Source organism: Paraburkholderia nodosa DSM 21604 (assembly GCF_000519185.1).
GTDB classification, from domain to species: Bacteria; Pseudomonadota; Gammaproteobacteria; order Burkholderiales; family Burkholderiaceae; genus Paraburkholderia; species Paraburkholderia nodosa.
This window is the reverse complement of sequence record NZ_JAFA01000050.1, coordinates 1-25,918: the sequence shown is the minus strand read 5'-3', so window position 1 is coordinate 25,918 and position 25,918 is coordinate 1. Positions and strand designations below refer to the sequence as shown.

Genomic DNA, 25,918 nt, shown 5'->3' with positions numbered 1-25,918 from the left:
CCTCGGCAAGATCCGGCGAGACGCTAGAATAGTTGTTTGCTCCGCGCACAGGATGCCCCCCATGTCCGACCACACCGTCGCCGACGCGCCCGCGCTCGACGAGTCGAAATTCGTCCAGTACGAAGGCTCGCCGTTCCAGCTCTACCAGCCGTACCTGCCGGCAGGCGACCAGCCTACGGCCATCGAAACGCTCGTGGAAGGCGTGGAAGACGGCCTCTCGTTCCAGACGCTGCTCGGCGTGACGGGCTCGGGCAAGACCTATACGATGGCGAACACCATCGCGCGCCTCGGCCGCCCGACCATCGTGTTCGCGCCGAACAAGACGCTCGCCGCGCAGCTCTACGCCGAATTCCGCGAGTTTTTTCCGCGCAACGCTGTCGAGTACTTCGTCTCGTACTACGACTACTACCAGCCGGAAGCCTATGTGCCGCAGCGCGATCTTTTCATCGAGAAGGATTCGTCGATCAACGAGCACATCGAGCAGATGCGGCTTTCGGCCACCAAGAGCCTGATGGAGCGGCGCGACGTGGTGATCGTCGCGACGGTTTCGGCGATCTACGGTATCGGCAATCCGTCCGAATACCACCAGATGATTCTCACGCTGCGCCACGGCGACAAGCTCGGCCAGCGCGACGTCATCGCGCGCCTGATCGCCATGCAATACACGCGCAACGAGCAGGACTTCCAGCGCGGCACCTTCCGCGTGCGCGGCGACACCATCGACATTTTCCCGGCCGAACACGCCGAAATGGCTGTCCGCGTGGAACTGTTCGACGACGAAGTGGAAACGCTGCAGCTCTTCGATCCGCTCACGGGCCGCGTGCGCCAGAAGATTCCGCGCTTTACGGTGTATCCGTCGTCGCACTACGTCACGCCGCGCGAGACCGTGCTGCGCGCCGTCGAAACCATCAAGTCGGAATTGCGCGACCGCCTCGAGTTCTTCCATACGGAAGGCAAGCTCGTGGAGGCGCAGCGCCTCGAGCAGCGCACGCGCTTCGATCTGGAAATGCTTCAGGAGCTGGGCTTCTGCAAGGGCATCGAGAACTACTCGCGGCACTTTTCGGGCGCGCTGCCCGGCGAGCCGCCGCCCACGCTCGTCGATTACCTGCCGACCGACGCCATGATGTTCCTCGACGAATCGCACGTGCTGATCGGCCAGTTCAACGGCATGTACAACGGCGACCGCGCGCGCAAGGAAAATCTCGTCGATTACGGCTTCCGGCTGCCTTCGGCGCTCGATAACCGGCCGCTCAAGTTCAACGAGTTCGAGCGCAAGATGCGCCAGGTGGTGTTCGTCTCGGCCACGCCGGCCGACTACGAGAAGAAGGTGACGGGCCAGATCGCCGAGCAGGTCGTGCGGCCCACGGGCCTCGTCGACCCGGTGATCGAAGTGCGGCCCGCATCGACGCAGGTCGACGACGTGCTCGGCGAGATCAACGAGCGCGTGGCCGTGGGCGAGCGCGTGCTCGTCACCACGCTCACCAAGCGCATGGCCGAGCAGCTCACCGAGTTCCTCGCCGACCACGGTGTGAAGGTGCGCTATCTGCACAGCGACATCGATACGGTCGAGCGCGTGGAGATCATCCGCGACCTGCGTCTGGGCACGTTCGACGTGCTGGTGGGCATCAACCTGCTGCGCGAGGGCCTCGACATTCCCGAGGTCTCGCTCGTGGCGATTCTCGACGCCGACAAGGAAGGCTTCCTGCGCGCCGAACGCTCGCTCATCCAGACGATCGGCCGCGCTGCGCGCAACGTGAACGGCAAGGCGATCCTCTACGGCGACCGCATCACCGACTCGATGCGCCGCGCCATCGACGAAACCGAGCGCCGCCGCGCCAAGCAGATGATGTTCAACGAAGAGCACGGCATCGTGCCGCGCGGCGTCGTGAAGCGCATCAAGGACATCATCGACGGGGTCTACAACGTCGATGAAGCCCGCGCCGAACTGCGCGAGGAGCAGGAGCGCGCGAAGTTCGAGGATATGTCCGAGAAGCAGATCGCCAAGGAAATCAAGAAGCTCGAAAAGCAGATGATGGACTACGCGAAGAACCTCGAATTCGAGAAGGCCGCGCAGACGCGCGACCAGCTCGCCGTGCTGCGCCGGCGCGTGTTCGGGGCGAACGTGAGCGACCATCCGATCTGACAGGCTTCGAGCCGGCTGTGAGTCCGGGCTGGCAGGGCGGCATGCACGTCGCTCTGCGCCTGCCTCGATCCCGGAATTCCTTCGATTGGCTTTCGGACATTTGCGGCCCCGGAACCTTGCTGTACGGCGCCCTAAGCCTGTGTTAACAAAGCGCTGCTAAAACCCTGTTCCACTGAGGCTTTTCGTGGCGCTGAATTTGTCCCTCCTCTGCATCAGTGTTAAACTCCGCCATTATTGAGAATTGTTCGCATTAACTTTTTCATGTGCATGCGGCAGGCTCAGTGGGTTGTAACCCTCATATAAAAACCAGGAGTTTCGATGCGGATTCACTCTCTCTTGCGCGGCACTGCCGTCATCGCGGCCGCCACGGCGGCATTTGCGGCCAATGCGGCTGAATACCCGATCGGCAAGCAAGCCATCCAGGGCGGCATGGAAATCGGCGCAGTCTATCTGCAGCCGATCACGATGGAGCCGGAAGGCATGATGCGCAAGGCATCGGATTCCGATGTTCACCTCGAATCGGACATCCACGCGGTCAAGAACAACCCGACCGGCTTCGCCGAAGGCGACTGGATGCCGTATCTGCAGGTTCACTACGAACTCACGAAGCCGGGTTCGAGCTATGTGCAAAAGGGCGACCTGATGCCGATGGTCGCGAACGACGGCCCGCACTATGGCGACAACGTGAAGCTGGCCGGTCCCGGCAAGTACCACCTCAAGCTGATCGTGGATGCGCCGATGCAGACGGGGCACATGGCGTTCGGCCGTCACGTCGACAAGGAAACGGGCGTGGGTCCGTGGTTCAAGCCGATCACGCTGGAATACGATTTCCCGTTCGCGGGCATCGGCAAGAAGGGCGGCTACTAAGCCGTCGCGAGGCAGCTCGGGCGGCGGCGCGCATCTTGTGCAGCGCCGCCGCATGAATGGCAGCAAGGAGCAGGTAAAACCAATGACTGGAATGCGGAAGTTTGCGGCGCTCGCGCTCAGCGCGTCTTTTGCGGTGTCGCTGGCGGGCGTGGCCATGACGGCGCACGCCGAAGATCTGCCCACGTTCAAGCTCGAAATGACCGACGGCAAGCTCAACCCCGCGCGCATCGAAGTGCCGGCGGGCAAGCGCATCAAGATCGAGGTGCGCAATACGGGCAAGGGCGCGGCGGAGTTCGAGAGCGTTCAGCTGCGCAAGGAGAAGGTGCTGGCGCCGGGCGCGGACTCGTTCGTCGTGATCGCCCCGCTCGATCCGGGCGAGTACAAGTTTTTCGACGATTTCCATCAGCAGGCGCAGGGCGTGATCGTCGCCAAGTGAGCATTGAGAAGTAAGGCCGCTGGCGCGTAGCGCCGGTAGCAGGAGGTGTTGAATGGGTCAGGTGATGTTCATCGTATGGCGGGAGAGCGTCGAGGCGCTGCTCGTCGTCGGGATTCTTTATGCGTGGCTGAAAAACGGCGACGCGGATGCGCGGCGCGGCGTGCCGTACCTGTGGGGCGGCGTGGCGCTCGGCATTCTTGCCGCCATCGGCCTCGGCGCGGCGCTGGTCGGCTTTACCGAAGTCCTGTCGGGCGACGCGCAGGACTACTTTCAGACCGGCATGGTGCTGGTGGCGTGCGTGCTGATCGTGCAGATGGTGCTGTGGATGAAGCAGCACGGCCGCACGCTCAAGCGCGAGATGGAAGAGTCGCTGGAACAGAGCACGCGCGACGCGAACTGGTGGGGCGTGACGATTCTCGTCGCGCTTGCCATCGCGCGTGAGGGCAGCGAGACGGTGATCTTTCTCTACGGCCTCGGCTTCGGCCAGTCGGGCCATGTGGACGCGAGTCAGTACTTCGCGGTGCTGATCGGCCTCGCGCTTGCGTTTCTCACGTTCTATCTCCTGCAGCTGGGCGGCAAGATCTTTTCGTGGCGGCACTTCTTCCGCGTCACCGAGATCATGCTGCTGTTCCTCGGCGCGGGCCTGTTCCAGACCGGCGTGGACAAGCTGATCGACAAGGAAATCCTGCCGACCATCGTCGACCAGGTGTGGAACTCCTCGGCGCTCCTCGACGACTCGAGCACCTTCGGCTCGCTCGTCGCGACGCTCACGGGCTACCGCGCGCATCCGGCGCTCATGAACCTGATCGCCTATGCCGTCTACTGGCTCGTGGTGTGGTTCCTCGTGCGGCGCGCCACCGGCCGCGCGGGCGCAGTCGCGAAGAGGAAGGCAGCATGAGTTGTGCATCCGCTCGCCCGACGCAGGCAAACGGGCGCCCTGGCAAGCTCGCCCAGGCGGGCCAGTGGATGCAACGTCACGGCGCGGCGATCCGCGCCGTGCAGTGGGTCGTGGTCGCTGTCTACGCGTTCCTGATTCTCGTGCCGGCGGCGATGCCGCTGCCCGGCGACACGGCGCACCTGTGGAACAACCTCACGCTCGCGGCGCAGTTCGTGTTCTGGGGCATCTGGTGGCCGTTCGTGCTGCTCTCGATGGTGATGCTCGGCCGCGTGTGGTGCGGCGTGCTCTGCCCCGAAGGCGCGCTCACCGAGTTCGCCAGCAAGTTCGGCCGGGGTCGCGCCATCCCGCACTGGATGCGCTGGGGCGGCTGGCCGTTCGTTGCCTTCGGTCTCACCACGATCTACGGACAGATGGTGAGCGTCTACCAGTACCCCAAGGCGGTGCTGCTGGTGCTGGGCGGATCGACGCTCGGCGCGATGGTGATCGGCTTTCTGTACGGGCGCGAAAAGCGTGTCTGGTGCAAGTATCTCTGCCCCGTGAACGGGGTTTTTGCGCTTTTGGCGCGTCTCGCGCCGTTTCGCTACAAGGTCGACGAAGACGCCTGGCGCAACTCCTACACACACGGCGAGCACGGCGGGCATCGCGTGATTCCCGTGAACTGCGCGCCGCTCGTGCCGCTGCGCAACATGAAGGGCGCGGCGCAGTGCCACATGTGCGGTCGCTGCAGCGGCCACCGCGACGCCATCGCGCTCGCGTGGCGCTCGCCGGCGGAAGAAGTGGTCGAACTCGGCGACAGCCAGGCCAGCGCGTGGGACACGGCGCTGATTCTCTACGGCCTGCTGGGCGTGGCGATCGGCGCTTTCCACTGGACCGGCTCGCCGTGGTTCATCGGCATCAAGCAGTGGCTCGCGGGCTGGCTCATCGACCGCGACATCACCTGGCCGCTCGACACCAACGCGCCGTGGTTCCTGCTCACGCATTACCCGGCGCAGAACGACGTGTTCTCGTGGCTCGACGGCGCGATGATCGTCGGTTATATCGTCGCGACGGGGCTCGTCTATGGCACGGTGCTGCTCGCGATCCTCGCGGGCTCGACTGCCGTGCTCGGGCGTTTCGAGATGCGGCGTGTGCATCACTTCGCGCAGTCGCTGATCCCGCTGGCGGGGGCGGGCGTGTTCCTCGGCCTGTCGGCCACGACGCTCTCGCTGCTGCGTGCGGAGCACGTGCCGCTCGACTGGGCCGCCGAGGTGCGCATTGCGATTCTGGTCATCACGAATCTCTGGAGCGCCTGGCTCGCGTGGCGCGTAACGGGGCGCTACAGCGCGCGGTTCTGGCAGCGCGCGCTCGCGCTCGCGGGCTTCGCGCTCGCGCTCGCCGTGGTGGACAGCGCGTGGTGGCTCATGTTCTGGGGCTGGGTGCGCTGAGCATGCTGCGGCGTTTCTTCATCTGCCGCTGATATAGGCGACATACGAGGGATCAGTGCGTCGCGGCACAAGTCTGGGTGTTACTCTCAAAACCGGGTTGGCGATTTCGCCAAACCCGGTTTTTGACTTTTCGGAGAGACGCATGCGAACGCGAGCAGTACTGACCGATGAAGACGTGACCCGGGTAGCCGACGCAGCCGTCGCGCACGCCCGCTCGAATGAATGGAACGTGACGATCGCCATCGTCGATGACGGCGGCCATCTGCTGTATTTGCGCCGCCTCGACGGCGCCGCGCCCGTCAGCGCGGAGATCGCCGTGGCCAAGGCCCGCACTGCGTCGCTGGGCCGCCGCGAGAGCAAGATGTACGAGGACGTGATCAAGCAGGGCCGCACGGCGTTCCTGAGTGCGCCGCTCACCGGCATGCTGGAAGGCGGCGTACCCGTGAGCGTGAACGGCGACGTGATTGGCGCGGTCGGGGTCTCGGGCGTGAAGTCCGATCAGGATGCCGCGATTGCGCGTGCGGGCATAGCGGCGCTCGGAGTGGAGTAAGCCCATCCATCGTCGCGCCTGGCGACGCCAGAAAAAACAAAAGCCGCGGACGGATGCCGCGGCGCTTGTCTCGGGCGGCTCACGCTTCGCGCGCCGCCCCGTGCTTTGCATGGGACCAGAGTAAGCGCTAAAGCGCCAACTCCGGATCGAGCTTTGCATGGGACCGGAGTAAGCGCTAAAGCGCCAACTCCGGATCGACAGAGGTATGAGAACAAAAAAATGGCGTGGCTTGCTTCGACGGCCGGCTTGAAGCTTGAAGGATGTCTGCACGAAGGGGTCTAGATCTCGCGTGCAAGCCGTCGTTGCTGGCTAATGCCCCAACGCCTCTCGGTGGAGGCGGTCCCCACAATACCCGGTTGAAAACTGCTTGAAACCTATTTCGTCAGGATCAGCTTGCCGAGCCGGGTGGCCCGCAGCTGATACGTTTCGCCGTTGTGCATGATGCTCACATGGCTGCGGCCTTGCAGCAGCGCCGTGCTATCCAGTTTCCTCTCGTCGCTTGCCGCGGCGACCGCCGGCTCGGCGCTCCTGCGCGGCTTGGGCTCTGCGACGGCAGGCTTCGGCCGCGCGCTGGTCAATGCCGAGCCGCCGTTGCGGCGCAAGCTTAGCGTGGAGGTGCGGTTCAGTTCGGTCATGAACGTGACGTCTTTGTCTCGATTCGATGGATCAATTCTAAATGATAATCGTTCGTATTTTCAACTATGAGATATTCATCGAAATCGAATGCCGATAGCCTGAGTCGAAGCGCGCGGTAGCGTGAATCGGCGCTTGCCGTCCCGCGCAGGGCGGGAGGGCAAGCGCCGGGGGCTTCAGTGCAGCGCGTTCGGCGCGCTGCCGTCGCCCTGCACGAACTGGCGGATGAGACGCACGGTGTCGATGTCCGACTCGCGATAGGCCGACTTCACGATCTCGGAAGTCTGCCGGTCGTCCTCGGTATCGGCGGTCGGCAGCGTCGTGCGGTACTCGAAGCGCAGAAAGAGCTGCAGCGGATCGGGCTGCTCGATCGTCATCGTGAGCGAGCCACCCACGTACTCGGCGGTCGCCATGATGTCGTAGCGCACGCTCTCATTGGGCGTGAGCGTGACGCGATCGCGTACCGTGGCGTGGCCATAGTGCAACTCGCGCTCCAGCGTGCTCTCGGTGCGCGAGAGGATCGTGCAGCTGTCGAGCCCGATCACGAAGAGCTGCGGCTGCTCGGCGCGCAGCACGAGCCCTTCCCAGAGCTGTTCGCGCGTCATGGCCTCGACGAGCGGGTTCAGCGGATCGTTGATCTGGATGAGGTGTTCAAAATTCAAGGCGGCGCCTTCCTGTGTCTGTGTCCGCGCGCCGCCGCTCAAGCGACGACGAGACCCGTGCGGATCGTGATCGTGTTCGTGAGGACCTTGTGGACCGGGCAGGCGTTGGCGATCTGCAGCAGGCGCTCGCGCTGCTCTTCGGTGAGCGCGCCTTCGAGCACGATCTGGCGGTCGATCTTCGTGCCTTCACTGCCTGTTTCCATCGCGAGCTTCACGCGTACGCCTTCGAGCGGCCACTCCTTGCGCTGTGCATACATCTTCAGCGTGATGGAGGTGCAGGCGCCAAGGCTCGAAAGCAAGAGCGAGAAGGGCGACGGTCCGCGGTCGCCGCCGCCGAGCGAGGCGGGTTCGTCGGCGATCCAGGTGTGGGTGCCGTCGTCGAACTGGACCTGGTAGTTCGTCGAGCCAATGTGTGCGGTGACTGCGGGTTCGGCCATGCGCTCCTCGCGGGCGGGACGGTTAAAGAGGGACGGGCGCGCAACCTGTGGTGCGCGCCCCGCAGACCTTATTGTGACGGAAAGCGGGCGGGCCCGTAGCGATGCTTCGGAAACCCGCGTCGCCGTGCAACCCGGTTTCAGTGCGCGATGCGCCCCATGCGCCCGGCCTGATAGTCGAGCACGGCCTGGCGGATCTCCTGCTCCGTGTTCATCACGAACGGGCCGTAGCGCACGACCGGCTCGTTCAGCGGCACGCCGCCGATCAACAGGACGCTGAGCGGCGCGCTCGCGTCGGCCGGGGCGGCGAGCGTGACGGTGTCGCCGTCGCTCGCGAAGGTCACCATCTGCTGGGCATCGATCGCTCGCGCGTCGGGCCCGTACAGACCCGTGCCCGAGAGGCCGTACGCAAACACGCGATAGTTGCTCGGCACCGGTTGCTCCACGCGCGCGCCGGGCGCGAGCGTGAAGTGCTGGTAAAGGATGGGCGTGCGCGTTTCGATTGCGGCCTTCGCGCCCAGCGCTTCGCCGGCAATGACCTTCACCGAGACCTTGCCGTCCTTCGAGCGGCCCACCGGAATCTGCTCCGTGGGCAGTTCCTGGTAGCGCGGCGCCATCATCTTGTCGCGCGCGGGCAGATTCACCCACAACTGCAGGCCATGCATGCGGCCGCCCGTGCGCGTGAATTCGGGGTCGGGCATCTCGCTGTGGATCACGCCCGCGCCGGCCGTCATCCACTGCACGTCGCCGGGGCGCAGCGTGCCCGAATGGCCCGCCGAGTCCTTGTGGCCGAAGCGGCCTTCGACCATATAGGTGACGGTTTCGAAGCCGCGGTGCGGATGATCGGGCGCGCCCTTGGCCTCGCCGGGCGCGTAATCGACGGGGCCCATCTCATCGAGCAGCAGGAACGGATCGAAGTCCATCAGCTGGCGGGTCGGAAACGGCCGATGGACGATGAATCCGCCACCCTCGGTGGTGCGAACCGCGGGATACACGCGTTCGATCGTACGGGACGTGGTCATGGATATCACCTCGAATTGTGGGAATTGCGTTATATGCGAAACAAACCGCTATTATAGGTAGCCAATTTGGCCTGTTTTACGGCCTCATCGCAATGGATTGTCCCATCGCTGGAACGACGACATGAAGATCGATTCGCATAACCTCAACGACCTGATGTACTTTTCGCAGGTGATCGAGCATGGCGGCTTTTCCGCTGCCGAACGCGTGCTCGGCATCTCGAAGTCGCGTCTGTCGCGGCGGGTGAGCGAACTCGAGGCCTCGCTCGGCGTGCGCCTGCTGCAGCGTTCCACGCGCAAGCTCGCGCTCACCGAAGCGGGCGAACTCTTCTACCAGCATTGCCGCTCGATGCTCGCCGAGGCGCAGGCTGCGGTGAACGTCGTTCAGTCGCTGCGCTCGTCGCCGCGCGGCACGGTGCGCGTGAGCGTGCCCGTCACGCTTTCGCAAACCATCTTTTCGCAGATCATTCCGGAATTCATGCATCGCTACCCCGAGGTGCGGGTGGTGATGCGCGTGACGAACCGCGTGATCGACCTGTTCGAAGATTCGGTGGATATCGCGCTGCGCGTGCGCTCGGAGCCGCCGCAGAACGCCAATATCGTGGTGCGTCCGCTGTGGCGCACCGAGCAGATGCTGGTGGGCGCGCCGAGCCTGCTCGCGCAGAACGCGCCGCCGCTCACGCCCGACGACCTCACGCGCTTCGAAACGCTCGATACGCCCACGGGCGACGGCCGCCACGTGTTTCAGCTCATCGCACCCGATGGCACGCGACATTCGCACGAACACGAGCCGCGCCTCATCACCGCGGACCTCACGACGATCCGTGAAGCGGCGCTGGAAGGCCTCGGCATCGCGGCATTGCCGGAGATGATGTACGGTGCCGCGCTGCGCTCGGGCAAGCTTTCACCGGTGATGCCGGGCTGGACGCTGCCGGTGCCGCAGCTCTATGCGGTATTCCTCTCGCGCCAGGGCATGGTTCCGGCCGTGCGTGCCTTCGTCGATTACCTCGTGGAAGTGCTCGATGCCGATAAGGGCTTGCAGCAGGAATGTCCGCTGAGAAGCGAGATCGCCGCGCTTGCAGCGCCTGCAGAAGGGCAGCGTGCACCCAGCAGAGAGGTTGGGCTGTCGCGCACAAAGAGCGCGAGCAGGATCGAAACGGCATGAAGCTTTGCGAACGTGCACGCGCGTGCGCTTGTATGAAACATTGAGTTTTCACGCAGTGCATTTGTGCACAACGTTTAGCGCCATTTGTTTTTAGGCATTCAAGCGTGAGCGGCCATCGCTACATTCAATGGCCTAACTCTTGTAGGCGCGAAGCGAGAGGAATATATTGGAGTTCTTCTCGCCAAGCACCGGTCTTGAGCGGGAATTGATGGCCGCTATCATAGTGGGCCTTCAGGGCCGAAAGCGCAGTCCGTGTTGCCCACGGCAGTCGCATGTGCCGGCGTGAACCGATCGATTGTCGGGGAGTCGTCGCCACCGCCCGAATGCGCCGCGTGCGCACGAAAAAAGGCCTTCATCTGACGATGAAGGCCTTTTACTTTGTACCGCTGAATTAAGCGCGCTGCGCGTAGTGACGCGATCAGTGATGCGCAGGGTCGGTGACGAAGCCGAGCTTCGTGAGGCCGCCGCTTTGCGCGGCGGACATCACCTGGGCAACGCGTTCGTACTGCACCTTGCGGTCCGCGTTCAGATGCAGTTCCGGTTGCGGCGTCGTTTGCGCCGCCGCTGCGATCTTCTGGTTCAGCGCCGCGTCGTCGACCTGCGTGCCGTCCCACAGCACGGTGCCGTCCGCTTCGATCGAGATGTTGATCTGCGCGGGCTTCGCGTCTTCCTTCTGGCTGCTCGCATGCGGCAGGTCGATCTTCACGGCGTGACGGATCACGGGAATCGTCACCATGAAAACGATCAGGAGAACCAACATGACGTCGACGAGCGGCGTCATGTTGATTTCGTTCATCAGGCCATCGTCGTCGTCGCTGGCAAAGGGGCTCATCGCCATGATGCTTGCCTCCGCTCTTTAGTGGCTGCGCGCAGCGACACGCAGGTTGCTCGTGTTGCCTTCCTTCGCGCCGCCACGTGCGGTCGAGGTGAGGCGCGCGCCCGTCACGAAGAAGGCATGCAGGCCGTGCGCGAAGCGGTTGAGCTTCGTGACGATCGCCTTGTTGGCGCGGGTGAGGGCGTTATAGCCGAGCACGGCGGGAATCGCGACGAACAGGCCGAAGGCGGTCATGATGAGCGCTTCGCCCACCGGGCCGGCCACGGCGTCGATCGAGGTTTGACCCGTCGCGCCGATCGTAAGCAGTGCGTGATAGATGCCCCACACCGTGCCGAACAGGCCGACGAACGGTGCCGTGCTGCCGATCGAGGCGAGAATGGCGAGGCCGCTTTGCATCTTCGCGACCGAGTCGTCCATCGTGTCCTTCAGGCAGCGCGTGACCCAGTCCGACACGTCCATGCGGTCGTGCAGATGCGGCTGCGTCTGATGATGGTGATCGGCGGCTTCCTGGCCCGACAGCGCAAGCGCGAGGAACGGGTTGTCTTCGCGCGAGCCGCTGCCGAGCTTCTTCACGCCGTCGGCGAGATCGTCCGAATGCCAGAACTGCTGCTCGGCGTTCTTCGTGAGGCGTTTGAGGCGCGCGACATTCCAGCCCTTCACGACGATCACGCACCACGACAGCACCGACATGATCAACAACGCGAGCGCGATGCCGCGCGTCACGAAATCCCCTTGCGCCCAGACGTGGGCGATACCGTAGTTCTGCATTCCTGATCCTCTTTATTCAATTCATGAAAGCGTGTGGCTTCAGCCGGTCAATTATTCAGGCTGAACTCGAATGGTTGCGTGTAGGCCGCGCGGACGGCTTCGCCGTTTTCCAGGTACGGCTTGCACGAGCTTTGGCGCATCGCGTCGAGCGCGGCGTCGTCGAGGCGGGCGGAGCCGCTCGACTTCTTCAGCTCGATGTTCTCGATCTTGCCCGTGAGACCCACGACGAAGTGCACGAATGCCGTGCCGGTTTCGCCGCGCCGGCGCGAGAGCGTCGGGTAGTCGGGCTGCACGATGCGGCAGTCGAGGTGCGATACGTTCTTCGGTGCCGACAGCGCCATGGTCGGCTTGGCGTCGGTGGCCGCCGCGGCTTGCGGTGCGGGCGCGGGCGGCGTGGGAGCCGGCGGCGTGGGCGCGGTGGGCGCGGCCGACTCGATCGCGTGCTGCGAGGGCGCTTCGGCCACAGGTAGCGGCGTTGGCTTCGGCTTGGGCTGAACCTTCGGCTTGTCGCGCGTCACGTGCGGGACTGGCTTGGGCGGCGGTGGTGTGGGCGTGGACTGTATCGCAGCGGGGGCGGCGACCGGCTCGGGCTTGAGCAGTTCGGCCGTCATCGTCTGCGACTGGAGCGCAACGGGCGTCACGGGTTCGCGCTTCATCAGCACGACGGCGATGAGCGCGGCATGCAGCGCGACCACGATCGCGCTCGCAGTGACGACACGGCGATTGACGCGAACGGAGGGAGACGGCAGCGTGCCAGCGGTGGTTTGGAAAGCCTGCATGTTTAGCGTGGCTGCCATGCGGACGGCGGCGCGCAGGCGAACCGGCGCGTCGTGTCGGGCAGCTTTATTTGCGAAAGATCAACAGCGAGATGCACAACGTCGTTACGAATCCGAGCAGCAATTCCATCACGACCTCCTTTGAGGGTCACGAGCGGTAGCTGGCTGGTCGGGAGACGGGCTTGCTGTCGGCGGCGATTTGAGGTCCGCGGCGCGTGGCGCCTGAGGCGCCTTTGGCTAAACGGGCGGACGGGGCGGGCGCGCATCGGTGGCCGGATGCGCGCCATGGCTTCAGGCAGCCTTGCGCTCGTAAAACGTGAGCGGAACCGCATGGGGGACCACGGCGGGGTGCGCCGGTTGCGTGACCCCGCAGCGGCTCGCACAGACACCGCTTTGCGCCATCACGTCACGAACGGATTCTTCGCACTTGCCGCAGCAGGTCGCGACGCCGAGCTCGAATTGCAGCTCGTCGAAAGAATCCATGCCTTCCTGAATGGAGGCGCGGATCGTCCGGTCGGAGACGGATTTGCAAACGCAGACAATCATGATGGACCGCAATAGAGAGAGTTAATGCGAATTATTATCATTATGTTTGCTGGGTTTGGCAAGCGGCCAGATGGATTTTTTGTAACATAACCGGATGCTTAGCAGGGGTTTTGCTTTGCGTCAGGAAAAGGCTAGCCAGGGTGGGGCGCTCGTCAAGGCATTTGACGGGCCGGCTAGCGGCTATCCGTTGTGTGACTGCTCGCAGGATTGCGCGTTGCCGCCGGAGCCCGCCAGCGGGCTTCTGACAGGAGTCAGACCGAACGAGGCAGGTGAGTCAGATGTGCGGAAACGGGGTTGAAACGCGAACGCCAGGGCGAGACGCGAATCGCCAACCTCGCGTCGCGCGCGGTGTGTGGCGCCGGCGCGTCAGGCCGCGTTCGCTTCCAGCTCCCGCGTGCGGCGCGACGGGATGACCACGCGCTCGACATCGGCGTCGAGACCCAGCAGCGCGGCCGCCAGTTCGCGCAAGTGCGCGCCGTCGCTCGTCGAGCAGAAGCGAATCTTGTCGCCGCCTGCGCCGGCCGGCTCGCCGCTCGCGCGCAGGCCGTGCTGGTCGAGCACGCGTTCGAGCTGCCGTGCGATGGCGACGCTCGTGTCGACGAGCATCATGCGTTCGCCGACGATCGAGCGGATCGCCGCGTCGAGAAACGGGTAGTGCGTGCAGCCGAGCACGAGCGTGTCCGCGCCCGCGTCGAGCATGGGCTCGACGTACGCGCGCAGCAGCGCGAGCAATTCGGCCGAACCGATGTCGCAGCGCTCCACGGCCTCCACGAGGCCATGGCCCGGCTGGCACAGCACGCGCAGGTCGGCCGCGTGGCGCTCCACGAGCGCCTGAAAGCGCGCGCTGCGCAGCGTGACCTGGGTGGCGAGGACGCCCGCCACGCGCGATTTCGAAACCAGCGCCGCCGGTTTGATCCCCGGCTCGACCCCGATGAGCGGAATGGAGAGCCGCTCGCGCACGAGCGCGATCGACTGCGCCGTGGCTGTGTTGCAGGCCACCACCAGCGCCTTCGCGCCCTGCGCCACGAGCCATTCGCCGATCGCGAGCGTGCGGTCGGCGATGAAGTCGTCGTCGCGCTGGCCGTAGGGGGCGTAGCGCGAGTCGGCGGCATACACGAGCCGCTCGGCGGGCAGCAGCGCGCGCACGGCGCGCAGCACCGACAGGCCGCCGAGACCGGAGTCGAAGATGCCGATGGGCGCAGCGCTGGAAGAGGCCGGAAGGTTCACGGGGATGGGCGCAAAAGGGTTGGGGCGCACCCGCAAGGCGGACGGATGCGCGCGGGCGCGAGGCGCGCGATCAGGATTCTACCGAACCCATGGCCGACTGCTGGTAATTCTGAATGCCGACCTTGCCGATGAGGTCGATCTGCGTTTCGAGCCAGTCGATGTGTTCTTCGGTGTCTTCGAGAATCGTCACGAAAATCTCGCGCGAAACGAAGTCGCGTACCGATTCGCAATAAACAATGGCTTCCTTGCAGGTGGACTGGGAAATTTGTTCGAGCTTCAAATCGCACTCGAGAATTTCCTTGGTTTCCTCGCCAATCAGCAGCTTATGCAGGTCCTGGAGGTTCGGCAGACCGTCGAGCATGAAAATACGCTCGATGAGCATATCGGCATGCTTCATTTCTCCGATCGATTCGTCATATTCATGCTTGCCGAGTTTCTCGAGGCCCCAGTGCTTGTACATGCGGGCATGCAGGAAATACTGATTGATAGCCGTGAGCTCGTTCTTGAGCTGCGCGTTCAGATATTCGATGACCTTCTTGTCGCCTTGCATAGTCTTTCCTTTCTTTGTGGGGCGGTGACTGGTTTCCAACAATAAACGCTCAATTCACAAAAGCCAAGGCCGAATCTACATTGAATTGCGGTAAATATCGGCGATTTACTCAGTGCTGAGAATTAATCTCAGTACGCCTGGCGTGACGCAAAAAAAACCGGGGCGCGCGGCCCCGGTTTTTAAACTGGCATCAGGCAGGCATCAAACCGTGGCGACCGGAATCTTGCCGATCTTCGCCTGCCATTCGGCGGGGCCGGTCTTGTGAACCGAGGTGCCCGACGAATCGACTGCGACCGTCACCGGCATGTCCTGCACGTCGAACTCGTAGATGGCTTCCATGCCGAGGTCTTCGAACGCGAGGACCTTCGAGCCGCGGATCGCCTTCGACACGAGGTAAGCCGCGCCGCCCACCGCCATCAGGTAAGCCGCCTTGTGCTTCTTGATCGCCTCGATGGCGACCGGGCCGCGCTCGGCCTTGCCGACCATCGAGATGAGGCCCGTTTGCGAGAGCATCAGCTCCGTGAACTTGTCCATGCGCGTGGCCGTGGTGGGACCCGCCGGGCCAACCACTTCGTCGCGTACCGGATCGACCGGGCCGACGTAGTAGATCACGCGGTTCTTGAAGTCCACCGGCAGCTTCTCGCCCTTCGCGAGCATGTCGGCGATGCGCTTGTGCGCGGCGTCGCGGCCCGTGAGCATCTTGCCCGAGAGCAGCAGCGTCTGGCCCGGCTTCCACGAAGCGACTTCTTCCGGCGTGAGCATGTTGAGGTCGACGCGCTTGCTCGTTTCCGTGTTCGGTTCCCAGTTGACCTTCGGCCATGCGTCGAGCGAAGGCGCTTCGAGCTTGGCCGGGCCCGAGCCGTCGAGCACGAAGTGCGCGTGGCGCGTGGCGGCGCAGTTCGGGATCATCGCGACGGGCTTCGAAGCCGCGTGCGTGGCCGTGGCCATGATCTTGACGTCGAGCACGGTGGCGAGACCGCCCAGACCCTGCGCGCCGATGCCGAGCGCGTTGACCTTCTCGTGCAGTTCGACGCGCAGTTCTTCGACCCAGTCCTTCGGACCGCGCTTGATGATCTCCTGGATGTCGATCGACTCCATGAGCGATTCCTTCGCCATCAGCATCGCCTTTTCAGCGGTGCCGCCGATGCCGATGCCGAGCATGCCCGGCGGGCACCAGCCCGCGCCCATCGTCGGCACGGTCTTGAGCACCCAGTCGACGATCGAGTCGGACGGGTTGAGCATCACGAACTTCGACTTGTTCTCCGAGCCGCCGCCCTTGGCCGCAACCTGCACGTCGACCTTGTCGCCCGGCACGATCTCGTAGTGGATCACGGCCGGCGTGTTGTCCTTCGTGTTCTTGCGGCCGCCTTCGGGCGGGCTCACGATCGAGGCGCGCAGCACGTTGTCCGGGTTCAGGTAACCGCGGCGCACGCCCTCGTTGATCATGTCGGTCACGCCCATCGTGGCGCCGTCCCAACGCACGTCCATGCCGACCTTCACGAAGATCGTGACGATGCCGGTGTCCTGGCAGATGGGGCGCTTGCCCTCGGCGCACATGCGGCTGTTCGTGAGGATCTGCGCGATCGCGTCCTTCGCGGCCGGGCTCTCTTCGAGTTCGTAGGCGCGGCCGAGCGCCTCGATGTAGTCCTGCGGATGGTAGTAGCTGATGTATTGCAGCGAATCCGCAATGCTCTGGATGAGGTCTTCCTGTTTGATGACGGTCATGGCTAGCTTCTGTGGGGACGGGTGTTTTGAATAATGTGTGTCGTGTGCGCGGTTCAGTCGGACTCGGCGTGCTCGGGAACCGCGCGACGCGCAGCGGCGGGCCCGCCCGGCGCCGGATGGCGGGCGGCGAGCTCCTGATAGTGTTCGGGGTGCGTATGCGTGGTGATGCGGTCGATCCACGCCATCACGAGCGCGGAAGCGAGGAACGCCACATGGATGATCACCTGCCACATCACCGTATGCGCCGAAGCGGCGTCGGGATTGATGAAGGTCTTGAGCAGGTGGATCGACGAAATGCTGATGAGCGCCATGGCGAGTTTCACCTTGAGCACGCCGGCGTTCACGTGGTCGAGCCATTCGGGCTCGTCGGGATGGCCTTCGAGATTCAGGCGCGAGACGAAGGTCTCGTAGCCGCCCACGATCACCATGATGAGCAGATTCGAGATCATCACCACGTCGATCAGGCCGAGCACGGCCAGCATGATGCTGGTTTCGTCGAGCGTGGTGGCGTGGCTCACGAGGTGCCAGACCTCCTTGAGGAACAGCACGCAGTACACGGCTTGCGCGACGATCAGGCCCAGATAGAGCGGCACCTGCAGCCAGCGGCTCATGAAGATGATGCTGGGCAGCGGGCGCATGCGGCGACGGGCTTTACCCGGTGCGGCGGCGGAAGGCGGCTGGGGGCGTGCGGCGGACATGGGCAATCACGGTGACGAAATGGGGCGGGGCTGCCTAAGTGGGGCTGCCTGAGCGCAGTCGTCTGGTTAGGGCCAGAAGGCGCGCGCGAGGGGTCGGGCGGGCGCTATTGTACAGCGTCGCACAAAGGGCTCGCCGGGATTCCGGCAGCGCTGCCCGCGCCCAGAAACTTTCAACCCTATTACGGAATGGTCATGAGGCCACCGGCGGTACGCGCCTTATCTTGAGGCTCGCGAGCCCGATGCCGGCCACCACGCAGGCGAGCGCAATGCCGTGCGCGGGCGTGGGGCGCTCGCCGAGAAACGCGATGCCGTACACGGCCGCGGCCACCGGCAGCACGGCCGTGAACACGCCGGCGATGCTGCCCGGCACGTGGCGGATGCCCATCATCCAGAGACAGAACGAGAACACGCTCGCCGAAAGCCCGTACCAGAGCGCGAGCCACCAGATGCCCGCAGGGACGCTCGCGAAATCGAACGACAGTGCGCCGGGCAGCCCGACGGGCAGCATCAGCAGAAGCCCGAACAGGTGTGTGTATGCGCAGATGTCGAGCGGCGCCAGCGTTTGGGTGAGACGGCGCGAAAGGATCACATAGAGCGATTCGCAGCACACCGCGCCGAGCACCATCAGGTTGCCGATCAACGAGCTGGCGCCGCTGTCGCCACTGCCGCCCACGTGGGCGAGATTGATGACCGCGATGCCCGCAATGGCAAGCACGATGGAAGCGAGCGCGCGCGCGTCGGGGCGCTCGCGCAGGAAGAGCCAGGAGAAAAGGGCGACCACGGCGGGGATCGTGCTCGTGATGACGCCGGCCGCGACCGCGCTCGTGCGATGCACGCCGCCGAGCATCAGCAGCGTAAACCCGAATGTCCCAAACAGCGCCTGGAGGAACAGATTGATCCATTCGCCGCGCTTCACCTGTTGCATTTTGGAGCGACGCAGGAGCGGGCCGAGCACCGCGAGGGCGATCACGAAGCGCAGCAGCGCGAAGAGTGGAACGGGAATGAAGGCGACGATGGACTTGCCGATGCCGACGTTGCTGCCCACGAGCAGCATCGAGGCAATGAGAAACAGGGAATAGCGATTCAAGCTGGAATCCGGGTGCGCAGTTCAGTTAGCATTCTAAATGTCTGCTTACTTGTGTGCCATGGCGCGCCGCTTGCATTGTCTGCGTGTGCGCGCGTAAGTGGACGGTAAGTTGCTACGCTTAATCTTGCCGGCATGGGTGGATTGCGAAGATCGCGCACGATCGTGCCTGGATTGCGCGCCCATGCATGCCGGGATGCCACAATGGTGGCTCCCGGCGCAAGCCAATAGCGCCGTGCCCGCGAGCGGGCGGCGGCGCACGGAGACGGCGCGCATGGGCATTGAAGATGCTCATGCGTGTCCACGAGTTTGACGTTTCATCTTCACCAAGGGGTTGTCGATGTCTGCGATTGAATCGGTTCTTCAGGAACGCCGCGTCTTTGCGCCTTCCGAGCAAACGGTGGCTGGCGCCACGGTGTCCGGCATGGACGCATACAAGGCGCTCGTCGCCGAAGCCGAACGCGATTACGAAGGCTTCTGGGCGCGCCTCGCGCGCGAAACCCTGAGCTGGCAAAAGCCCTTCACGAAGGTGCTCGACGAATCGAAGGCGCCGTTCTACACGTGGTTCGAAGACGGCGAACTCAATGCCTCGTACAACAGCCTCGACCGCCACGTCGAAGCGGGCAATGGCGAGCGCGTGGCGATCGTCTTCGAAGCCGACGACGGCACCGTCACGAACGTCACCTACACGGACCTGCTCGCGCGCGTCTCGCGCTTCGCCAATGCGCTGAAGAAACGCGGCGTGAAGAAGGGCGACCGCGTGGTCATCTACATGCCGATGTCGGTCGAAGGCGTGGTCGCCATGCAGGCTTGCGCGCGCATTGGCGCGACGCACTCGGTCGTGTTCGGCGGTTTTTCGTCGAAGTCGCTCAACGAACGCATGGTCGACGTGGGCGCGGTCGCGCTCATCACCGCCGACGAACAGATGCGCGGCGGCAAGGCGCTGCCGCTGAAGAACATTGCCGACGAAGCGCTCGCCATGGGCGGCTGCGAAGCGGTGCACAGCGTGATCGTCTACAAGCGCACGGGCGGCAAGGTCGCATGGCACGAAGGCCGCGACCAGTGGATGCACGAACTTTCGGCGGCCGAGAGCGATACGTGCGCGCCGGTGCCGGTGGGCGCGGAACACCCGCTCTTCATCCTTTACACGTCGGGCTCGACGGGCAAACCGAAGGGCGTGCAGCACAGCACGGGCGGCTACCTGCTGTGGGCCGCGCAAACGATGAAGTGGACCTTCGATCACAAGCCCTCGGACGTGTTCTGGTGCACGGCCGACATCGGCTGGATTACGGGCCACAGCTATATCGCCTATGGCCCGCTCACGATCGGCGCGACCCAGGTCGTGTTCGAAGGCGTGCCCACGTACCCGAACGCCGGCCGCTTCTGGGACATGATCGCCAAACACAAGGTCACGGTGTTCTACACCGCGCCCACGGCGATCCGCTCGCTCATCAAGATGTCCGAAGCCGACGCGAAGGTGCACCCGAAGAGCTATGACCTTTCTTCGCTGCGCATTCTCGGCACGGTCGGCGAGCCGATCAATCCCGAAGCGTGGATGTGGTACTACGAAAACGTGGGCGGCAAGCGCTGCCCGATCGTCGATACCTGGTGGCAGACCGAAACCGGCGGCCACATGATCACGCCGCTGCCGGGCGCGACGCCGCTCGTGCCGGGTTCGTGCACGCTGCCGCTGCCGGGCATCATGGCCGCGATCGTCGACGAAACCGGCCAGGACGTGCCGAACGGGCAGGGTGGCATTCTCGTCGTGAAGCGTCCGTGGCCCGCGATGATCCGCAATGTGTGGGGCAACCCGGATCGCTACAAGTCGGGCTACTTCCCCGAAGAACTGGGCGGCAAGCTGTATCTGGCCGGCGACGGCAGCGTGCGCGACAAGGACACGGGCTACTTCACGATCATGGGCCGTATCGACGACGTGCTGAACGTCTCGGGCCACCGCCTCGGCACGATGGAGATCGAGTCGGCGCTGGTGGCGAACCCGCTCGTGGCCGAAGCCGCCGTGGTGGGCCGCCCCGACGACACCACCGGCGAAGCCGTGGTGGCGTTCGTGGTGCTCAAGGCCACGCGTCCGCAGGGCGACGAGGCCGTGAAGCTCGCCAACGATCTGCGCGCCTGGGTGGGCAAGGAGATCGGGCCGATCGCCAAGCCCCGCGACATCCGCTTCGGCGAGAACCTGCCGAAGACGCGCTCGGGCAAGATCATGCGCCGTCTGCTGCGCTCGCTGGCCAAGGGCGAGGCGATCACGCAGGACGTTTCCACGCTGGAAAACCCGGCGATTCTGGACCAGCTCGGCGAATCGCTCTAAACGCCGAGGTTGGCGCGGCGCCTTGGCTGGCGCCGCGCACCGCATCGATCCCCGCATTGCCCCGGATTGCCGGCCATACGCGTTTTTGCTACACAGGCGCATGGCCGCGCCACACACTACCCCGCAGAACAATCTCAATCCATTGTCTGAGCCACCCCCGGTGAGCGAGGCGATGGCGCGCGCGCATCGGCGCTACTGGCGTTTCAATCTCGCGCTGATCGCCGTGCTGATGACGATCGGCTTCCTCGTCTCGTTCGTCGCGCCGCTCTTTGCGCGGCCGCTCGCCGACCTGCGCTTCGCGGGCTTCAGCCTGCCGTTCTACCTCGGCGCACAGGGCGCGATCCTGCTCTACGTGCTGCTCGTCACGATCTATATCGTGCTGATGCAGCGCGCCGACCGTGTGCTGCAAGCCGCGCTCGAAGCCGACGTCGCCATTCGCGAAGCCAGCAAGGCACAGCAACGATGAGGCTTGCGCACCGGCTGATACGCTCCTACGCGTTGTACACGCTCGGCTTTCTCGCCTTCGTCTACGTGATGTGGCGGATCGAGCTTTCCACCGGCCCCGGCATGTGGATCGGCTATGTGTTCCTGTTCGTGCCGATCGCGGTCTATGCGGTGATCGGGCTGCTTTCGCGCACCTCGGACCTCGTCGAATACTATGTGGCAGGGCGGCGCGTGCCCTCGTTCTTCAACGGCATGGCGACGGCCGCCGACTGGCTTTCCGCCGCGTCGTTCATCGGCCTTGCAGGTTCGCTCTACGCGAGCGGCTACGACGGCCTCGCTTACCTGATGGGCTGGACGGGCGGCTACTGCCTCGTCGCCTTCCTGCTCGCGCCGTATGTGCGCAAGCTCGCGCGCTACACCATTCCCGACTTCCTCGGCACGCGCTTCTCGAGCAACCTCGTGCGTGCGCTCGCCGTGCTCGCGACCATCCTCTGCTCGTTCGTCTATCTCGTCGCGCAGATCCAGGGTGTGGGGCTGATCGCCACGCGCTTCATCGGCGTGGATTTCGCCATTGGCATTTTCTGCGGGCTGGCGGGCATCCTCGTGTGTTCGTTCCTCGGCGGCATGCGCGCCGTGACGTGGACGCAGGTCGCGCAATACATCATTCTCATCGCGGCCATCCTGATTCCGGTCTCGCTGATCGCGCACCGCGACGGCCTGAGCTGGCTGCCGCAAATCGAATACGGCAACGTGATGCAGCGCGTGGAAGCGCTCGAGCACGACGTGCGCGGCGCGAGTGCCGAAGCCACCGTGCGCGACGCCTACCGCGAGCGCGCGGCGCAATGGCAGACGCGCCTCGACACGCTGCCGCAGTCGTATGTCGCGGAGAAGACGCACCTCGTCGAATCGCTCGCGGACCTGCGCCGCCACAACGGCCCGCTGCGCGATATCGATTCACTGGAGCGTGAATTGAACGCCTTCCCGCGCGACGTGGACGCCGCGCGCATGGTGTGGACGCGCCAGCGCGACGACCTGCTCGAGCGCGCCTCACCGCCCGTGCCGATGAACGAACCGTTTCCCGCCGACGACGAAGCCGAGCGGCGCATTCATCAACGCAACTTCCTTTCGCTGCTCCTGTGCCTTTCGCTTGGCACGGCGAGCCTGCCGCACATCCTCACGCGCTACAACACGACGACCTCGGTGGCCTCAGCGCGGCGCTCGGTGGGCTGGACGCTCTTTTTCGTCGCGCTCTTCTATCTGACCGTGCCGGTTCTCGCGGTGCTGATCAAGTTCGAGATCCTCACGCATCTGGTGGGGCAACGCTTCGACGATCTGCCGCATTGGGTCATGCAGTGGCGGCGCGTCGAGCCGTACCTCATCAGCATTGCGGATGTGAACGGCGACGGCGTGGTGCGCTGGAGTGACATCCAGATGCAGCCCGACATGGTCGTGCTCGCCGCCCCGGAAATCGCGGGGCTGCCATACGTGATGTCGGGGCTCATCGCCTCGGGTGCGCTCGCGGCTGCGCTCTCGACTGCGGACGGTCTACTGCTCACGATCTCGAACGTGCTCTCGCACGACGTGTACTACCACATGGTCGATCCGAGCGCGTCGAGCCAGCGGCGCGTGACGATGTCGAAGATCCTGCTGCTCGGCGTGGCGCTGTTCGCCTCTTACGTGGCGTCGCTCAACGCGGGCAATATTCTGTTTCTGGTGGGGGCGGCGTTTTCGCTGGCGGCGTCGAGTCTTTTTCCCGTGCTCGTGCTCGGCGTGTTCTGGAAGCGCACGACGCGATTTGGCGCCGTGGCGGGCATGATTGCGGGGCTGACCGTGTGCGTCTACTACATCGTCTCGACGTACCCGTTCTTCACGCAGCTCACGGGTTTTGCGGGCCCGCGATGGTTCGGCATCGAGCCCATCAGCTCGGGCGTGTTCGGTGTGCCCGCAGGCTTTCTCGTGGCGATCGGCGTGAGTCTGCTCGATCGCAAGCCGGACGCGTATACGCTCGCGCTGGTGGACTATATCCGCCACCCGTGAGGGCAGGGACCTGATTGCGGGTGTGCGGTCGAGCACCTAAAAAACGGGCGGGCGAGGCGATACTGAAGTCCTCTCGTTCCCGCGCCGGTCCTCGAAGCAGTACGCGGGAATTCGACGTCGGGCCACGGCCCGACGTCCTTTTCTGCTGACCGATCTGGTCGATTCGGCGTTCCTTTTAGCGTCGAGTGCTTAACGACTAGCAGCGCTGCGGTTCTCTTTTCGCCCATCAAGTCATCCGTTTTTTGTCCGATAACTAGCGGGAGCGTGCGATGCAGCGCATCCGGCGCATCCGATAGGTCGCCTTGGCGGCTACGGTACAATTTCGCGCGCCGCCGGTCTGGGACTCGCGGTGAATCGAGCCAGAAAAAGGGCGTTTTCTCGGGGAAGTCATTGAAGCGCATTGCACTCAGCCTCATCGTTTTCGGCGCCTTTGCGGCGCCCGCCGCTTTTGCCAAATGCTGGGGCAACGACGCCTTCCAGAACTGCGTCGACGAATCGGGCAATTCGTACACGGTGCAGCGCTTCGGCAACACGTCTACGGTCAACGGGCATCAGCAGAAGCTGCCGGGCGAGGCCTGGGAGCAGACCGGTGCATCCATCGGCGACACGACGTTTATCACGGGGCAGGCCGCCGACGGTTCGACGTGGACCGAGACGATCACGAACTACGGCAATGGCACGCGAACGATCTCGGGGATGGACGGGAAAGGGCTCGTGTACAACAAGTATTGCACTGTGAGTGGGTGTAATTGAGCGTTGGGGTATGCACTCGTTGGCGTTCGCGCGCATGATCGCGAGCGAGATTGAGGCAGTCTATCGCTACCCGATGATGCAAACGTAGGCGGTGCATGTAAGCTCCGGTAGCCCCTGTCCGTAGCCCCTGTCCGTAGCCGCAGTCGTTACGCTGTCTCGACGTCGCGATCCCCAACCTTGATGGCATCTGCATAATACTTTTCCCCATCGCAGTACAGCCCGCGCGGGTCATAAAGGGCACAAGGCCACGAAGTAAAGTGCGCGACCGAATCATGAACGTGCTCGGCCAGAAGTCCGTCCACCGCTGTTGACAAGGCCTCGCGGTTATCCCATGCCTCAAGGATCAGGTCTTCATACGCCGTCCGCTTGCGCGGCTCCGGTGGCGGCCAGTTGCGATTGTTTGCCGCGCGCACGACAGGATTGCGCAAATACGCCACGCGCTGCACCAGCCTGCGCTGCTCCCCCAACAGCTGCCGGGCCTGTTCCTCAGGGTGCTGCGGAACGTCATAAGTCCACTGAGTAGGATGGCACTCGGAATGGTCGGCGTCAGTAGCGGGGGGCACGCTTTCACACGCGGCACTGACTTTTCCGTACAGCCGTCCGAGTACGCGCGTATCAAGGGGCTGGCGCTCTACGGTTGCGCGCCAATGGAAATTTAGGCGGCGGTGGGCGTGGATCAGTGATTCCAGGTCGTCTCCTTCTGCAATAGGCAACGCGTCCATGTACCCCTGATAAAGGCTCACCACTGCATCGTCATCGGCGAGCACGTACTCATTACGCAGCTTGGGATCGAGATTCTTTGGCAGTTGCATCGGCACTCCCGCGCGCAGTGCCTCGGCCAGCATGTGGCGCAAAGGGATGCGCGCGAGCCGGTTGCTGCGCCCCTGTACGTCTGGCTCATATCCGCCGCCTACGTCAGAATGGACACCCGGATACACGACTTCCTCGCAATTGGTTGGATACGCGCGGCCCACGCGTGCAGAGTCCAACGGGAACGCTTCGCGTACCTCGTGTGCCGAAACGAAATGCACGCAGCGCTCGACTTCGGGCGGAATCGCCAGGTCAGTGGCCCAGCCGAGATGCAGTGTCGGGCCGCCAACCGACGCCACCGTGTCGAACAGACCCATGAACTTGATGCGCACCGGTGTGCGTTCCCCGAAGGGGGCCTGCCAGACTAGGCCGTTTTCCGTGCGCTGGCATTTCGTCCGGATCAACCGGCGTACAAAGGCCCGTGCTTGCGTCGCGCCGCGCGAGAACCCGAAAATAGAGACGCTGATGGACTGCATGTTCTTCCACGCCTCTGGCCCCCACTCCCGCTCAAGAATGCGCGAGAATTCGGCCAGTGCGTACTGAATACGCATCTCTCCGCCCTTGCCCAAGCCTAGACCCGCCGCACCGCCTCTGTCATCGACAAGCATGTCGGTATAGCCCATGATTTTAGGTACCTTGAATGGCGTCCCTACGCCCGGAATGTACGTTGGCGTGGCTCCTTTTCCTTTTTGATCGCTGGTTGCGGATCGATAGAGCTTGGCAACATTCGAAAGGCGTTGCAGTGGCTCATCAATATCAAAGTTGTTTCCTGTGCCATCGAAGAAAAATGAAAGCTTCGGATAGAGGCGGCACTTGGCGTCGCGCAGCGAAAGCGGGCCATCCTTGTTGGCGGATGACAGCAATTCGTCTAGGTTTGTCGTCCCCCCGACCCTTGCGGCATCAAAAAGCCCATCGTCCGAAATGGACGCGCCAGCTTGGCGTACTGTCATGGTGTGACGTTCCTTTTGATTACTTGTGCGCACAACCGGACGCAGAGGGCGAAAAAGCGAGGTCTACCGTGTTGAGGTCACGCAGGATCACGCAGACGTAGGCATCGTCCTTCATGGGATCACTGTCGTTGTGCGGACCGCCGGGGGGGAAGCGCGTAACG

The 25,918-nt window shown here is 64.0% G+C and carries 25 protein-coding genes; 11 read left to right on the top strand and 14 right to left on the bottom strand.

All coding sequences use genetic code 11. The features are described 5' to 3' along the window. The first annotated feature begins 61 nt into the window (after nt 1-61). The 6 genes from uvrB (at nt 62) to A3CW_RS0139320 (ending at nt 6,318) form a co-directional block, all read left to right on the top strand. Nucleotides 62-2,143 carry an excinuclease ABC subunit UvrB gene (uvrB, locus tag A3CW_RS0139345; RefSeq protein ID WP_028208433.1) on the top strand — a complete coding sequence of 694 codons (2,082 nt, stop codon included), beginning with the start codon at nt 62-64 and terminating at the stop codon, nt 2,141-2,143. Between the two features lie 318 nt (nt 2,144-2,461). Beyond that, the gene (locus A3CW_RS0139340; RefSeq protein WP_028208432.1) at nt 2,462-3,010 is read left to right on the top strand and encodes an iron transporter; all 549 of its coding nucleotides are present in this window, start codon (nt 2,462-2,464) and stop codon (nt 3,008-3,010) included. 82 nt (nt 3,011-3,092) lie between these two features. Next, entirely contained in the window at nt 3,093-3,446 is a 354-nt protein-coding gene (locus A3CW_RS0139335) for a cupredoxin domain-containing protein (RefSeq protein WP_028208431.1), read from the top strand. Between the two features lie 52 nt (nt 3,447-3,498). Beyond that, nucleotides 3,499-4,344, top strand: a complete 846-nt coding sequence (locus tag A3CW_RS0139330; protein WP_028208430.1) for an FTR1 family iron permease — start codon at nt 3,499-3,501, stop codon at nt 4,342-4,344. Beyond that, complete coding sequence (locus A3CW_RS0139325) at nt 4,341-5,768, top strand: 4Fe-4S binding protein (protein ID WP_028208429.1); 1,428 nt, start codon at nt 4,341-4,343, stop codon at nt 5,766-5,768. The genes A3CW_RS0139330 and A3CW_RS0139325 overlap by 4 nt, the downstream gene beginning before the upstream one ends. A 142-nt stretch (nt 5,769-5,910) precedes the next feature. Next, on the top strand, nt 5,911-6,318 hold the full coding sequence (locus tag A3CW_RS0139320; protein ID WP_028208428.1) for a GlcG/HbpS family heme-binding protein: 408 nt from the start codon (nt 5,911-5,913) through the stop codon (nt 6,316-6,318). Nucleotides 6,319-6,692: 374 nt separating this feature from the next. On the opposite strand, the gene hemP is transcribed toward A3CW_RS0139320, so the two are convergent. The 4 genes from hemP to A3CW_RS0139300 form a co-directional block, all read right to left on the bottom strand. Further along, nucleotides 6,693-6,953 (bottom strand): hemin uptake protein HemP, encoded by a 261-nt coding sequence (gene hemP / locus A3CW_RS0139315; RefSeq protein ID WP_028208427.1) that lies wholly within the window; start codon nt 6,951-6,953, stop codon nt 6,693-6,695. 174 nt (nt 6,954-7,127) lie between these two features. Then, nucleotides 7,128-7,613 carry an SRPBCC family protein gene (locus A3CW_RS0139310; protein WP_028208426.1) on the bottom strand — a complete coding sequence of 162 codons (486 nt, stop codon included), beginning with the start codon at nt 7,611-7,613 and terminating at the stop codon, nt 7,128-7,130. Between the two features lie 38 nt (nt 7,614-7,651). Then, nucleotides 7,652-8,050 carry an OsmC family protein gene (locus A3CW_RS0139305; RefSeq protein WP_028208425.1) on the bottom strand — a complete coding sequence of 133 codons (399 nt, stop codon included), beginning with the start codon at nt 8,048-8,050 and terminating at the stop codon, nt 7,652-7,654. Nucleotides 8,051-8,187: 137 nt separating this feature from the next. Beyond that, nucleotides 8,188-9,069 (bottom strand): pirin family protein, encoded by an 882-nt coding sequence (locus tag A3CW_RS0139300; protein WP_028208424.1) that lies wholly within the window; start codon nt 9,067-9,069, stop codon nt 8,188-8,190. 121 nt (nt 9,070-9,190) lie between these two features. On the opposite strand from A3CW_RS0139300, the gene A3CW_RS49115 reads away from it, so the two are divergent. Further along, nucleotides 9,191-10,231, top strand: coding sequence for a LysR family transcriptional regulator (locus A3CW_RS49115; protein ID WP_081772023.1), 1,041 nt, complete (start codon nt 9,191-9,193; stop codon nt 10,229-10,231). Between the two features lie 418 nt (nt 10,232-10,649). Here A3CW_RS49115 and A3CW_RS0139290 read toward each other — a convergent pair whose 3' ends face one another. The 9 genes from A3CW_RS0139290 to A3CW_RS0139250 form a co-directional block, all read right to left on the bottom strand. Next, the gene (locus A3CW_RS0139290) at nt 10,650-11,069 is read right to left on the bottom strand and encodes an ExbD/TolR family protein (protein WP_028208423.1); all 420 of its coding nucleotides are present in this window, start codon (nt 11,067-11,069) and stop codon (nt 10,650-10,652) included. Nucleotides 11,070-11,087: 18 nt separating this feature from the next. Beyond that, the gene (locus tag A3CW_RS0139285; RefSeq protein WP_028208422.1) at nt 11,088-11,834 is read right to left on the bottom strand and encodes a MotA/TolQ/ExbB proton channel family protein; all 747 of its coding nucleotides are present in this window, start codon (nt 11,832-11,834) and stop codon (nt 11,088-11,090) included. 47 nt (nt 11,835-11,881) lie between these two features. Then, nucleotides 11,882-12,613 (bottom strand): energy transducer TonB, encoded by a 732-nt coding sequence (locus A3CW_RS0139280; RefSeq protein WP_028208421.1) that lies wholly within the window; start codon nt 12,611-12,613, stop codon nt 11,882-11,884. Nucleotides 12,614-12,901: 288 nt separating this feature from the next. Continuing rightward, entirely contained in the window at nt 12,902-13,156 is a 255-nt protein-coding gene (locus A3CW_RS0139275; protein WP_028208420.1) for a (2Fe-2S)-binding protein, read from the bottom strand. 366 nt (nt 13,157-13,522) lie between these two features. Next, a complete protein-coding gene (gene murI, locus A3CW_RS0139270) occupies nt 13,523-14,383 on the bottom strand; it encodes a glutamate racemase (RefSeq protein ID WP_245623856.1) in 861 nt (286 codons plus the stop codon). A gap of 70 nt (nt 14,384-14,453) precedes the next feature. Further along, on the bottom strand, nt 14,454-14,933 hold the full coding sequence (gene bfr / locus A3CW_RS0139265) for a bacterioferritin (RefSeq protein ID WP_028208418.1): 480 nt from the start codon (nt 14,931-14,933) through the stop codon (nt 14,454-14,456). Nucleotides 14,934-15,134: 201 nt separating this feature from the next. After that, nucleotides 15,135-16,658, bottom strand: a complete 1,524-nt coding sequence (locus A3CW_RS0139260; protein WP_028208417.1) for a fumarate hydratase — start codon at nt 16,656-16,658, stop codon at nt 15,135-15,137. A 53-nt stretch (nt 16,659-16,711) separates the two neighbouring features. Next, on the bottom strand, nt 16,712-17,356 hold the full coding sequence (locus A3CW_RS0139255; protein WP_028208416.1) for a TIGR00645 family protein: 645 nt from the start codon (nt 17,354-17,356) through the stop codon (nt 16,712-16,714). Between the two features lie 190 nt (nt 17,357-17,546). Next, on the bottom strand, nt 17,547-18,443 hold the full coding sequence (locus A3CW_RS0139250) for a DMT family transporter (RefSeq protein WP_028208415.1): 897 nt from the start codon (nt 18,441-18,443) through the stop codon (nt 17,547-17,549). A 337-nt stretch (nt 18,444-18,780) separates the two neighbouring features. Here A3CW_RS0139250 and acs point away from each other — a divergent pair, with 337 nt between their 5' ends. The 4 genes from acs to A3CW_RS0139230 all read left to right on the top strand — a co-directional run bounded on the left by acs (nt 18,781) and on the right by A3CW_RS0139230 (nt 23,997). After that, entirely contained in the window at nt 18,781-20,763 is a 1,983-nt protein-coding gene (gene acs / locus A3CW_RS0139245) for an acetate--CoA ligase (protein ID WP_028208414.1), read from the top strand. Between the two features lie 160 nt (nt 20,764-20,923). Then, nucleotides 20,924-21,229 carry a DUF4212 domain-containing protein gene (locus tag A3CW_RS49110; RefSeq protein ID WP_407669809.1) on the top strand — a complete coding sequence of 102 codons (306 nt, stop codon included), beginning with the start codon at nt 20,924-20,926 and terminating at the stop codon, nt 21,227-21,229. After that, nucleotides 21,226-23,244, top strand: coding sequence for a sodium:solute symporter family protein (locus tag A3CW_RS0139235; protein ID WP_028208412.1), 2,019 nt, complete (start codon nt 21,226-21,228; stop codon nt 23,242-23,244). The genes A3CW_RS49110 and A3CW_RS0139235 overlap by 4 nt, the downstream gene beginning before the upstream one ends. A gap of 390 nt (nt 23,245-23,634) precedes the next feature. Further along, complete coding sequence (locus tag A3CW_RS0139230) at nt 23,635-23,997, top strand: hypothetical protein (protein WP_028208411.1); 363 nt, start codon at nt 23,635-23,637, stop codon at nt 23,995-23,997. A 146-nt stretch (nt 23,998-24,143) separates the two neighbouring features. Here A3CW_RS0139230 and A3CW_RS0139225 read toward each other — a convergent pair whose 3' ends face one another. Then, nucleotides 24,144-25,757, bottom strand: a complete 1,614-nt coding sequence (locus A3CW_RS0139225) for a T6SS phospholipase effector Tle1-like catalytic domain-containing protein (protein ID WP_028208410.1) — start codon at nt 25,755-25,757, stop codon at nt 24,144-24,146. Nucleotides 25,758-25,918 lie beyond the last annotated feature (161 nt).